General features: G+C 70.8%; 9 protein-coding genes. 1 reads left to right on the forward strand and 8 read right to left on the reverse strand.

What is annotated here, in order from left to right; genetic code table 11:
- Positions 1–55: 55 nt before the first annotated feature.
- The 5 genes from ACWEPL_RS22945 to ACWEPL_RS22965 form a co-directional block, all read right to left on the reverse strand.
- Positions 56–1,291 (reverse strand): polysialyltransferase family glycosyltransferase, encoded by a 1,236-nt coding sequence (locus tag ACWEPL_RS22945; protein ID WP_350726837.1) that lies wholly within the window; start codon positions 1,289–1,291, stop codon positions 56–58.
- Positions 1,291–2,271: a glycosyltransferase family 2 protein gene (locus ACWEPL_RS22950; RefSeq protein WP_452437401.1), complete on the reverse strand. Its 981-nt coding sequence runs from the start codon at positions 2,269–2,271 to the stop codon at positions 1,291–1,293. Before ACWEPL_RS22950 ends, ACWEPL_RS22945 begins: the two co-directional genes overlap by 1 nt.
- Before the next feature lie 28 nt (positions 2,272–2,299).
- Positions 2,300–4,336 (reverse strand): N-acetylneuraminate synthase family protein, encoded by a 2,037-nt coding sequence (locus ACWEPL_RS22955; RefSeq protein ID WP_452437402.1) that lies wholly within the window; start codon positions 4,334–4,336, stop codon positions 2,300–2,302.
- Positions 4,337–4,408: 72 nt separating this feature from the next.
- On the reverse strand, positions 4,409–5,104 hold the full coding sequence (locus ACWEPL_RS22960; RefSeq protein WP_452437403.1) for a response regulator: 696 nt from the start codon (positions 5,102–5,104) through the stop codon (positions 4,409–4,411).
- On the reverse strand, positions 5,101–6,594 hold the full coding sequence (locus tag ACWEPL_RS22965; RefSeq protein ID WP_452437404.1) for a sensor histidine kinase: 1,494 nt from the start codon (positions 6,592–6,594) through the stop codon (positions 5,101–5,103). The genes ACWEPL_RS22960 and ACWEPL_RS22965 overlap by 4 nt, the downstream gene beginning before the upstream one ends.
- 107 nt (positions 6,595–6,701) lie before the next feature.
- Here ACWEPL_RS22965 and ACWEPL_RS22970 point away from each other — a divergent pair, with 107 nt between their 5' ends.
- The gene (locus ACWEPL_RS22970; protein ID WP_363964260.1) at positions 6,702–8,042 is read left to right on the forward strand and encodes a cation:dicarboxylate symporter family transporter; all 1,341 of its coding nucleotides are present in this window, start codon (positions 6,702–6,704) and stop codon (positions 8,040–8,042) included.
- Here the strand turns inward: ACWEPL_RS22970 and ACWEPL_RS22975 are convergent.
- The 3 genes from ACWEPL_RS22975 to ACWEPL_RS22985 all read right to left on the reverse strand — a co-directional run bounded on the left by ACWEPL_RS22975 (position 8,039) and on the right by ACWEPL_RS22985 (position 11,823).
- Positions 8,039–8,860: an SAM-dependent methyltransferase gene (locus tag ACWEPL_RS22975; protein WP_363964262.1), complete on the reverse strand. Its 822-nt coding sequence runs from the start codon at positions 8,858–8,860 to the stop codon at positions 8,039–8,041. The genes ACWEPL_RS22970 and ACWEPL_RS22975 overlap by 4 nt on opposite strands.
- A 46-nt stretch (positions 8,861–8,906) precedes the next feature.
- Positions 8,907–10,250, reverse strand: a complete 1,344-nt coding sequence (locus ACWEPL_RS22980) for a sensor histidine kinase (RefSeq protein WP_363964264.1) — start codon at positions 10,248–10,250, stop codon at positions 8,907–8,909.
- A gap of 79 nt (positions 10,251–10,329) precedes the next feature.
- The gene (locus ACWEPL_RS22985) at positions 10,330–11,823 is read right to left on the reverse strand and encodes a glycoside hydrolase family 13 protein (RefSeq protein ID WP_452437405.1); all 1,494 of its coding nucleotides are present in this window, start codon (positions 11,821–11,823) and stop codon (positions 10,330–10,332) included.
- Between the last annotated feature and the right edge of the window lie 234 nt (positions 11,824–12,057).

Below are 12,057 nucleotides of genomic sequence, written 5' to 3' on the forward strand. Positions count from 1 at the left end.
TTTCTCTATGCCCCACCCCGGGTGGTGGGGGTGCCCGCCTTTCGGGGGAGAGACGTCAGATCGCCGAGCGGATCTTCCGGCGCAGCCGGGTGAGCGCCGTGGGGCGGGCCACCAGGCCGAGGGTCTCCAGGCGCTTGCGCTTGAAGTAGCGGGCGTCGAACTCGATGCTCGCCGGCCGCAGCTCCGGGTACGTCTCGGCCTGCATGCAGTAGCCCACCGCCCGGACGAGCCCGCGCAGGTCCACCGCCGTCGGGTGCTCGATGCCGCCGTCCGGCGACAGCCGGGGCAGCAGCGCGTCCACGATCGTGACGGGGATCCGGTTGCTGTTCTCGTACGGCGCCAGCCGGTCGAGCACCAGCTCCGTGCCGTACGCGGCCACCTGCAGCCCGAAGTAGCGCTGCGCGGTCAGCAGCCCGGTCGAGAAGCAGCCCACGACCAGTTCGGGCCGCAGCGCCGCGAAGCACACCTCGGCGGGTACGCTCTCGGCGGCCACCGACAGCCGCACGCCCAGGGGTTCGGCCGCGGCCCGCAGGAGCTGGGCGTGCCGCCGTCCCGCGGCCGGGTGCGGCTTGAAGACGATGTCGGTGTAGCCGCGCGCGGCCAGGGCCTTGAGCATCGTCTCGTGCAGCGCCGCCTCCTCCTCCGGGGTGACGATCTCCAGGGCCGACAGGTACTGGCCGAGGATCATCGCCTGCCCGGGCAGCATGTCGGGGGCGGTGGCGGTGACCTCGTGCACGACCGACATGAACCGCTCGTCCGGCAGGATCGAGGGTGCGACGTCGTACTCGCTGAGCAGCAGCGGGGTCAGGCCCGGCACGAGGTCCAGGTGGAACAGGCGGCCGATGCGGCGGTAGATCTCCGCCGGCAGCGGGTCGCGGGTGGGGCCGTAGCTCATCAGGCCGTCGGAGTAGACGGTGATCGGGCAGTCGCGCACCAGCCCGGCGATGGTCCGGGCCGGGGGCACCGCGATGGACTCCAGCACCAGCTCCTCGACCCCGTCCAGGCCCCAGACGGAGCGGATGAGGCGCTCCATCATCGGCACCTCGATGACGCGGGCGCGCCAGTCGGAGGGGTGCAGCGGCGCGATGAGGTCGTTCCACGAGTGCACCGCGTCGAAGCGCGAGCGCAGCACGGCGAAGCCGGGCGACCTGTCGAGCGGCGCCGTCACCTCGGGGATGGCCGCGTTGTTCGACACGATCAGGACGCGGCGCCCGTCGCCGAAGCGGCCGTCGTCGATGGCGGCGGCCAGCGACATCGCGCCGAACAGCGTCGAGGCGTAGAAGACCTTCACTATGTCTCCTCCCGGTCGCGGCGGACCCGGACGTGCGGGCTGGGCGGCAGGTCGGGCACCAGGGCCCGCAGCGTGGTCTCGCGTTCGACGGACATGCGCGCCACCGACTCCGACACCAGCTCGGCGGGCAGGGCGCGCACCATGTGGGCGCCGCGCTCCTCGAAGCGGGAGCGCAGCGCCGGGGTGAACCGGTCGGCGATCTCCAGGTGGTGGGCGAGCAGCGCGCAGAAGTTCCGCACCGCCTTGGGCAGGAACTCCGGCTCGAGATCCTTGAACACCAGGTCGAACGCGTCGAAGAAGTGCAGCTGGCGCTCGTCGCCGACCTGGGTCAGCGACCCGGACACCAGTCGGCGGTAGAACACTCCGGCCAGCGACACCACCGCGAACGTGGCGGCCTCCCGGTGCAGGCGCCAGATCCACGGCCGGTCCTCGGCGGTGTGCAGGGAGCCGGGGAAGTGCAGCAGGTCGCGAAGGGAGCGCCGGTAGATCCCGGCCCACGCGTACGGGTAGTCGACCATGGTCCGCACGCCGGCGGGCAGGATCACCTCCCGTGGGTCGAGCACCACGCCCCTCCGCGCCATGGGGGCGCGGTGCACGACCCGTTTGCGGCCCTCGACCTGCACGTGGTCGGCGCGTACGAAGTCGCAGCCGAGCCCGTCGATCGCCTCGACGAGCCGTGCCAGGTAGCCCGGGGCGAGCCAGTCGTCGGCGTCCATGAACGTGACATACCGGCCGGAGGCGGCCGACAGGCCCGTGTTGCGGGCGTCGGCCAGCCCGACGGGGGCCGGGTTGCGCAGCATGGTCAGCCCGGGCAGGTCGCGGGTGAAGTCGTCGACGATGTCCGCGGTGGCGTCCGTGGACCCGTCGTTGACGACGATGAACTCGAAGTCGTGCCGGGCGTTGCGGCAGAGCGACGACAGTGTGTCGGCGATGTACTTCTCGCCGTTCAGCACCGGCACGACGACCGAGAGAGTGATCAAGAGTGGTCTCTCCAGAGTGCGGACGAGGTCAGACGGTCACCCGGCGCAGGCGGGCCTTGGGAGCCTCCTCGCCGGGGAAGACGCGCTTGACGCCGTCGCCCATGGCCTGCTCGATGATGCGGATGTCACGGACGAGGTGCTCGAGGCCGGCCGGCTCCAGCGAGGCGGCGTGGTCGGAGCCCCACATGGTGCGGTCGAGCGTGATGTGCCGCTCCACGGTGACCGCGCCGAGCGTGACCGCGGCCAGGGAGATCTGCAGGCCGCGCTCGTGGCCGGAGTAGCCGACGGGCACGCCGTAGCGCTCCTTGAGCGTGGTGATCGTGCGCAGGTTCGCCTCTTCCGGCGGCAGCGGGTACGTGGACGTCGCGTGCATCATGATCAGCTTGTCGGTGCCGAGGATCTCGACGGCCGCGTCGATCTCCGACAGCGTGGACATGCCGGTGGACAGGATGATCGGCTTGCCGGTGGCGGCCAGGACCCGCAGCAGCTCGTGGTCGGCGACGCTGGCCGAGGCCACCTTGTGGACGAGGACGTCCATCTCCTCCAGGAACTCCACGGAGGGAACGTCCCACGGCGAGGCGAACCAGTGCAGGCCGCGCTCGTCGCAGTATTTCGCGATCTGCCGGTACTCGTCGTAACCGAACTCGGTCCGCTCCTTGTACTCCAGGTACGTCATCTCGCCCCACGGCGTCTGCCTGATCTGGCCCTTCTGCTCCTCGGGCACGCAGATCGCGGGGGTGCGCTTCTGGAACTTGACCGCCTGGCAACCGGCCTCGGCCGCCACGTCGATGAGGCGGCGGGCGATGTCGATGTCGCCGTTGTGGTTGATGCCGATCTCGCCGATCACGTACACGGGCTCGCCGTCGCCGACCAGGACGTCGCCGATCGCGACGGGGCCGAGCCTGGGCCGCGTGCGGACCTCGGCCGCGGGCGGCTCGGGCCGGGCGGCCACGACGCGGTCGCACAGCTCGCGCACGGCGCCGGACCCGCCGGCCCTGGTCAGCACGACCCTGGCGGCGGCGCGCACGCGCGGGTGGGCGTCGGGGGTGGCGATGGCCCAGCCGACCTCGGCCATCGGGCCCAGGTCGTTGACGTCGTTGCCGACGTAGGCGACGCGGGCCGGGTCGAGGCCCTCGATGGTCAGCCAGTCGCGCAGCACGGTCCGCTTCTCGGCCAGGCCCTGCAGCACGGGGACGCCGAGCTTGCGGGCGCGGGCGGCCACCACCGGGTTGTGCTCGGTGGACATGACCAGCACCTTCACCCCGGACCGCTTCAGCAGCGCGATGCCCATCCCGTCGGAGCGGCTGACGAGCACCATCTCGCGGCCGTCGGAGTCGACGTAGGCGCGGTCGTCGGTGTGCACGCCGTCGAAGTCGGTGATGACGGCGTCCACGTCGATCGGCTCGGGCTCGTCGATGAACGGGGCGAGCGCGCGCACCAGCTCCAGGTCATCCGGGTTGTCGATCTCGACCGCGTGCTTGGGCGACACCGGCTGGACGGCGACCTGGCCGAAGAAGCGGTGGCCGTGCTCGCGCAGGCCGGAGGTGCGCATGACGTAGAAGGCGCCGTTCTCGCGGAACTCGGGGTCGCGGTCCTGGCGGCGCTGCCGGACGGCGGGGTCGTGGTTGATGCCGCCTCCGGCGGCGGTCCACAGGAACTCGTGCGTCGGCAGCCCCGACACGACCGAGTCGGCCTCCCCGTCCAGCACCTTGCGCACGGCCTCGGACAGGTTCTCCGGGTCGATGAACGCGCTGGTGCACTGCACCAGCACGACGACCTCGGGGTCCTCGCCGAGGACGTCGAGCGCGTGCAGCACCGCCGACTCGCTGGAGGCGGTCGCGCCGCTCAGCTCCTCGGGCCGCTCCACGACGATCGCCCCCGCCTCACGGGCGGTCTCGGCGATGCCCGCGTGGTCGGTGCTGACCACGACCTGGTCCACGAGCTCGGCCCGCCGGGCGGCCCGTACCGCTCGGGTGACCAGCGGGACGCCGCCGACCAGGGCGAGGTTCTTCAGGGGTACGCCCGCCGAACCTCCGCGGGCGGGAACTACGGCCAGGACTCGCAAGATCTGTCTCCTCAGTGCATCGGACTGCACCAGAAGCTAGAGGCCCGGATTGAACGGCCAGCGTCACCATCATTAACTTTCCATGGGGATCCGGTAGAGGAGTTCTGGCCGGCCGACTCCTCCGTATTGCGGGATGCGGGCGGCCACCCCCCGCTCGACCAGGTATTCCAGGTAGCGGCGGGCCGTCACGCGGGACACTCCGATCGCGTCGGCCACGGCTTGGGCGGCCATGCCCTCGGGGCTGTCGCGCAGCTTCGCGGCGACCGTGTCGAGGGTGTCGCGCGCCATGCCCTTCGGCAGCTCTGAGCTGCCCCGAAGGGTGCCGAGGACCCGGTCCACGTCCCCTTGCCCGACGGCAAGGCCCGCCTCGTCCTTGAACCGGGCGTAACGCGTCAGCTTTTCGGAGAGTGTCGCGTAGGTGAACGGTTTGAGCAGGTACTGGGAGATGCCGAGGGAGACCGCGGAGCGCACCATGGCCAGGTCGCGGGCCGAGGTGACGGCGATCACGTCGCACATGAGCCCGCCCGCGCGGATCGCCCGGCACACCTCCAGCCCGTGCATGTCCGGCAGGTACAGGTCGAGCAGGACGAGGTCCACGGGCTTGCCGCGCAGGAACCGCAGGGCAGCGCCGCCGGTCCTGACCACGCCGGCCACCTCGAAGCCCGGGGTCCGCTCGATGTAGATGCGGTTGGCCTCGGCCGTGATCTCCTCGTCCTCCACGACGAGCACGGATATCTTCGCGCCCGATCCCGGCGCCGAGATGGTCATCGCACCCGCTCCGGCACCGGCAGTCGCACGGTGAACACCGAGCCCTTCACGTCGATGGTGCCGCCCAGCCGCCGCACCGCCTGCCCCACCAGCGCCAGCCCCAGCCCGCGCCCGTCGCCCTTGGTGGTCCAGCCCTTCGCGAACGCCTGCGGGTCGGCCAGCCCGGGGCCGTTGTCGGCGACCCTGATGAGGACCGCGCCGCCGCCCGCGCTGAGGTGGACCTCCACCCGGGAGGCCGCCTCGATGGCGTTGTCGATCAGGTTGCCCACGATCGTGACGAGCTCGCGCGGGTCGAGGCCCAGGTCGTCGAGCTCGCTGTCCTGGCTGATCACGAGCTCGGCGCCGCGTTCGGCGGCCTCGGCGCTCTTGCCGAGCAGCAGCGCGGCGAGCACCGGCTCGCGTACCGCGCCGACCACCCGGTCGGTCAGCTCCTGCGCGGCGCGCAGCTCCGCCGTGCCGAGCGCCACGGCCTGTTCGGTACGGCCCAGCTCCACCAGCGTGATGACGGTGTGCAGCCGGTTGGCGGCCTCGTGGGCGGCCGAGCGCAGCGAGTCGGCGAAGTCGCGCTCGGCGTTGAGCTGCCCGGTCAGCGCCTGGAGTTCGGTGTGGTCGCGCACGGTCACGACGGTGCCGAGCCGGCTGGCGGCGCTGTTGACCGCGAGGACGCGGTCGCCGACCAGGTGGACGCGCTCGTCGTCGTCGGCCAGCACCTCCGAGAGGCCGAGTTCGTCCACGTGCCGCCCTTCGGCGTCGGCGGGCAGGCCGAGCAGCATCCTGGCGGCGTCGTTGCAGAGCGTCAGCGTGCCGTCCTTGCCCACCAGCAGCAGGCCCTCCCGGACGGCGTGCAGGACGGCGTCGTGGTGCTCGTGGATGCGGCCCAGCTCCACCGGGCCGAGGCCGTGCGTCTGGCGGCGCAGCCGCGCGGTGACCAGCCAGGTGCCGGCGGCGCCCAGCGAGAGCGCGAGCGCGACGATGAGGCCGCCCCAGGCGAGCTGGTCGCGGACCCTGGCGCTGATCTTGTTGATCGTGATGCCCGCGCTGACCAGCGCCCGGACCCGGCCGTCCGACATGACGGGGGTCACCACCCGCCTGGACTCGCCGAGTGTGCCGGGGTAGGTCTCGGTGAACGTCTCGCCCGCCAGCGCCCGCTCGGTGTGGCCGAGGTAGTGCTTGCCGATCTCGGCGGGGTTCGGGTGGGTGTAGCGGGTGCCGTCGGGTTTCATGATGGTGATGAAGTCGACGCCCGTCTGGTGGCGTACCTGCTCGGCGTACGGCTGCAGCCGTACGGACGGGTTCGGGTCGTCGAGGGCGGCCAGCACGCTGGGCGAGGCGGCCACGCTCACCGCGACGGCCCTGGCCTTGCTGCTCGCCTCGTCGGTGAGCAGCTCGTGCGCCTGCACGAGCGCGAGCACCGCGAGGCCCGCCACCGTGACGGCGACCACGAGCAGCTGCAGGACCAGCATCTGGCCCGCCAGGCTCCAGCGCCGCATCTGACATCTCCCCTGTGAACGAAACTTACTCAATGGTGACCTATGTCACTGTGAGGGGCATACTCGGGCGTCTAGAAGGTCATTCCATCACCGCTGGAGAGCCCCCCATGCGTGATCGCACTCGCTACCTCTATCTGGCCGTCATCGGGGCGGTCCTACTCGGCATCCTGGTCGGATTCGTCTGGCCGGATGTGGGCAAGGAGCTCAAACCGCTCGGCACCGGCTTCGTCGCGCTCATCCAGATGGTGATCGGGCCGATCATCTTCTGCACGATCGTGCTGGGCATCGGCTCGGTACGCCAGGCGGCCAAGGTCGGCAAGGTCGGCGGCCTCGCGCTCGGCTACTTCATCGTCATGTCCACGGTAGCCCTGCTCATCGGCCTGCTGGTCGGCAACGTCATCGACCCGGGTTCGGGGCTGCACCTCAGCGACGCCGCCAAGCAGGCCGCGGAGGCGCAGGCGGCCAAGGGCGGCGAGTCCACCACGGTCGACTTCCTGCTCGGCATCATCCCGAAGACGCTGGTGTCCTCGCTCACCGGCGGCTCGGTGCTGCAGGCGCTGCTCGTGGCGCTGCTGGCCGGGTTCGCGATCCAGGCCATGGGCGCCAAGGGCGAGCCGATCCTGCGCACCATCGAGCACTTCCAGCGGCTGACGTTCCGCATCCTCGCCATGATCATGTGGGCCGCGCCCGTCGGCGCGTTCGGCGCGATCGCCGCGGTCGTCGGGGAGACCGGGCTGGAGGCGCTCAAGAGCCTGGCGATCATCATGGTCGCCTTCTACATCACGTGCCTGCTGTTCGTCGGCGTCGTGCTCGGCTCGATCCTGTGGCTGGTCGCCCGGATCAACCTGTGGTCGCTGCTGAAGTACCTGGGCCGCGAGTTCCTGCTCATCCTGTCCACCTCCTCGTCGGAGACGGCCCTGCCCAGGCTCATCGCCAAGATGGAGCACCTGGGTGTGAGCAAGACCGTGGCCGGCATCACCGTGCCGACCGGCTACTCCTTCAACCTCGACGGCACCGCGATCTACCTGACCATGGCCACGCTGTTCATCGCCGAGGCCACCGGGGCGCCGCTGCAGTTCGGCGAGCAGATCGCGCTGCTGCTGTTCATGATGATCGCCTCCAAGGGCGCCGCGGGCGTGACCGGGGCCGGGCTGGCCACGCTGGCCGGCGGGCTGCAGGCGCACCGTCCCGCGCTGGTCGACGGCGTCGGCCTCATCGTGGGCATCGACCGCTTCATGTCCGAGGCCAGGGCGCTGACTAACTTCGCCGGCAACTCCGTCGCCACCGTGCTGGTCGCCGTCTGGACCGGCGACTTCGACCGGGAGCGCGCGAATGAGGTGCTCGCCGGGAACGCGCCGTTCGACGAGGCCACGCTGCTGGACGAGGACGACGACGACAACCGCCCCGGTCCCGACGAGTCAGGCGACCGGGAGCTGTCGAAGGTCTAGGGCTTGCGGGCGATGCCCGCGTAGCCCAGCCGCGACATGTCCGCGTCGAGGAAGATCGGGATGTCGCGATCGATGTACGGCCACCCGAGCTCCGGCCCGATGCCGTTGGCGAGGTGGCCGGGCGGGATGAACTCGAAGTCACCGAAGAAGGCCGCGATCTCCTTGCCGGGTCGCGGCCTGAACGGCATGTTGGCCCGCTGGTAGAACTCGACCACCCGGTCCGTCAGCGCCGAGTGGGAGTCGCTGCCCACGTGCGAGATGGCCAGATAGCTGCCCGGCGCCATCGCCTCGCGGTAGCCGGCCACGAACGTGCTCGGGTCGTCCTCGTCGGGGATCAGATGCAGGATGAACATCATCAGCACGGCCACCGGCCGCTCGAAGTCCAGGAGCGCGCGCACTTCGGGGTTGGCCAGGATCTCCTTCGGCCGGCGCACGTCGCCCAGCACCATGGCCACCCGCTCCGGGTCGGCCAGCAGGGCCCTGCCGTGCGTGGCCACCACCGGGTCGTTGTCCACGTAGACCACGCGGGCATCGGGGGTGTGGCGGAGCGCGACCTCGTGCACGTTCTCCTGCGCCGGCAGGCCGGAGCCGAGGTCAAGGAACTGCGTGATGCCCTGTTCGCACAGGTAACGCACGAACCGGCCAATGAGCGCCCGGTTCTCCCTGGTGCCTTCACGGGTTTCGGGAACCGCGCTCAGGACCAGCTCGGCCAGATCCCTGTCGGCCTGGAAATTGTCCTTGCCACCCAGGAAGTAGTCGTACATGCGCGCCGCGTTAGGGATGTGAGGGTCGACGCCCTGCGGCGCTTGTTCCGTCATGACACCATGATCTATGACTTGAGCACCGGAAATCTACGAAAAGCGGTCAAACAGCCGGAAGTCTCAACACAAATCGCGCCCCGCCCACACGGTCCTCAACGGTGATCTGGCCCCCATGGGCCACCACGACGTCACGCGCGATGGCCAGGCCCAGACCCGTTCCGCCGGCATCGCGGCTGCGGGCGGCGTCCAGGCGGGTGAAGCGCTGGAAGATGCGCTCGCGATCCTCCTCGGCGATCTCCACGCCGTCGTTCTCGACCGCCAGCAGCGCCGTGTGCTCGCCCTCCCTGCGGACCTCGACCTGGACCGTGTGCTCGGCGTGGCGCTGGGCGTTGTCCAGCAGGTTCGTCAGCACCCTGGCGAGCTGGAGCCGTACGCCCTCGACCACCACCCCCTCGGTCAGTTCCACGTGCACGGGCACCTTGTCGCAGCGCACGGTCAGCTCCTGGCGCACCAACTCGGCGAGGTCCACCCGCTCCTTGGCCACGTCCACCCGGGAGCCGATCCTGGCCAGCAGCAGCAGGTCGGTGATGATGGCCTCCAGGCGGTCGGTGTCGCGCAGCGCGCTGTCCACCAGCGCCTCGACGTCGGTGTCGTCGGGATAGAGCTGGGCGCTCTCCAGCTGGGCGCGCAGGCCCGCGATGGGGGTGCGCAGCTCGTGCGAGGCGTCGGAGGCGAACTGGCGCTGCTGCTGGGCCGAGCGTTCCAGCCGGGCCAGCGTGCCGTTGACGGACCTGGCGAGCTGGGACACCTCGTCCTGGCCCGGCGGCTGCGTGACGCGCCGGCTCAGGTCGCCCGCGTGTACGGCGTCCAGCTCGGCCCGCAGGGTCGCCACCGGCCTCAGCGCGCGCCCCGTGACCAGCCACGTGGCCCACGACGCCAGCCCGATCAGCACCCCGACCTCGATGAACACCACCACTTCCAGGCCGCGGTTGGCCAGCAGGTCGGGTGTGCTGCGGCCCGCGTAGACCACGGGGGAGTCGGCGAACAGGCTCACCCGGACGGCCGTGACGTGGATGCACTCGGTCGGCAGGCAGTTCATCACGCTGACCACCCGGTTCTCGGGCGTGGGGCGGATGTCGCTGAGCGGCGGCAGGTTCCTGGCCGCGTCGCTGCTGGCCAGGATCTGCCCGTTGGGGCCGACGACCTGGATCAGGTCCACCGGCGGGTTGGGCACCGGGATGGCGGCGCCCATGGGCAGCGCGCCGCCGCGCATCTCGTACGCGATCCGCTCGGCCGTGTCCCGGGTGTCGCGGAAGACGCTGGCCGTCATCAGCGATCTGGCGGTGATCACCCCGGCGACGGCCACGGGGATGAGCACGAGGGCGGCTACAGCCGTCGCGATGAGGGTGACGCGTCCGCGCAGGGATCTGGCCCACCAGGGTGGCACCCTGTGAGGTTACCGAGCGTGATTACCGACATTTGCCGCGTTAAGGGAAAGATTCCCCCAACCCCGGGGCCGGATCCGGTCAGCGCTGGATCCAGACCGCGGTGTCCGGCGGGATGGCCCCGTCCTCGGCCAGCGGGCCGCTGGACAGCAGCACCTCGCCGCCCAGGTCGAGCCGCACCGGCTCCTCGCCCGTGTTGAGCACCACGACCAGCCCCGGGTCGCGCTCGATGGCCAGCACGTCCTTGGGGGAGTCGAGCCACGTCACGGTGCCGCCGCCGAGCGCCGGGTGCTCCCTGCGGAGCTTCAGCGCGGCGCGGTAGAGGTTCAGGGTGGAGGCGGGGTCGTGCTCCTGGGCCTCGGCCGACAGCGGCCCCCACGAGGCGGGGATCGGCAGCCAGGGGTCGCGCCAGCCGAAGTCGCCGGAGGCGGTCCACGGGATCGGCACCCGGCAGCCGTCGCGGCTCTCGCCGGTGCGCCGGAAGGCCGGGTCCTGGCGCAGCTCGTCCGGCAGGTCGAGCACCTCGGGCAGGCCCAGCTCCTCGCCGTTGTAGAGGTAGGCCGAGCCGGGCAGGGCCAGCATGAGCACCGTGGCCGCCCGGGCGCGGGCCAGGCCGCCGTGGCGGGTGACGTGGCGGGGCTTGTCGTGGTTCGACAGCACCCACGTGGTGGGCGCGCCGACCAGCTCCGACTCCTTCAGCGCCTTCTCGATGACGGTACGGAACGACTTGGCGTGGAAGTCGGCCATCATGAACTCGAACGAGAACGCCTGGTGCAGCTCGTCGGGCCCGACGTAGCGGGCCAGCCGCTCGGGGGAGGACACCCACGCCTCGGCCACCGCCATCCGGCCGCCGGGGTAGGAGTCGAGGATCGGCCGCCACTCGCGGTAGATCTCGTGCACGCCGTCCTGGTCGAAGTACGGGAGCTGCTCGTCGCCGAGCATCTCGGCCTGGCGGCCCTCCTTCGGCCCCACGTCGGGCAGCCCGGCGGCCTTGATCATGCCGTGCGCCACGTCGACCCTGAAGCCGTCCACGCCCCGGTCGAGCCAGAAGCGCAGGATGTCGCGGAACTCGGCGCGCACGTCCGGGTTCTCCCAGTTGAGGTCCGGCTGCTCGGGGGCGAACAGGTGCAGGTACCACTGCCCGTCCGCCGCCTGCGTCCAGGCGGGGCCGCCGAAGATCGACTCCCAGTCGTTGGGCTCGTCGCGGAAGATGTAGCGGTCGCGCAGCCCGGCCTGGAACCAGGGGTGCCGGTCGGAGGAGTGGTTCGGCACCAGGTCCACGATGACCCTGATGCCCTTGTCGTGGGCGTCGGCGATGAGAGCGTCGAAGTCGGCGAGCGTGCCGAACATGGGGTCCACGTCCCGGTAGTCGGCCACGTCGTAGCCGCCGTCGGCCATGGGGGAGGTGTAGAAGGGGCTCAGCCAGATGGCGTCCACGCCCAGGTCGGCGAGGTAGCCGAGGCGGTCGCGCACGCCGGCGAGGTCGCCCATGCCATCGCCGTCCGCGTCGGCGAAGCTGCGCGGGTAGACCTGGTACACGACGGCGTCACGCCACCAGTCGTCGTTGCCGAGCATGGCTGTCCTTCCCTGGATGCCCGAGATGTCCCGTGAGGTTGTGGTGAAGGATGTCGCGGTCGTTCGGCCGGGGTCAAGCGCAACTTGCGGAAAGTTGCATACGTCACCCTGACCCGCTCGTACTCCTGCCTGAGGCCGCTTGCGGGAGGCGCTTTCGCGGGGTTCGGTGAGGATCACGTAACGCTCTTTCGCAAGTTCTTCCAATTCTTGCAAAGAGCCGCTAACGTCCCGGAA

Source organism: Nonomuraea sp. NPDC004186 (genome assembly GCF_053603495.1).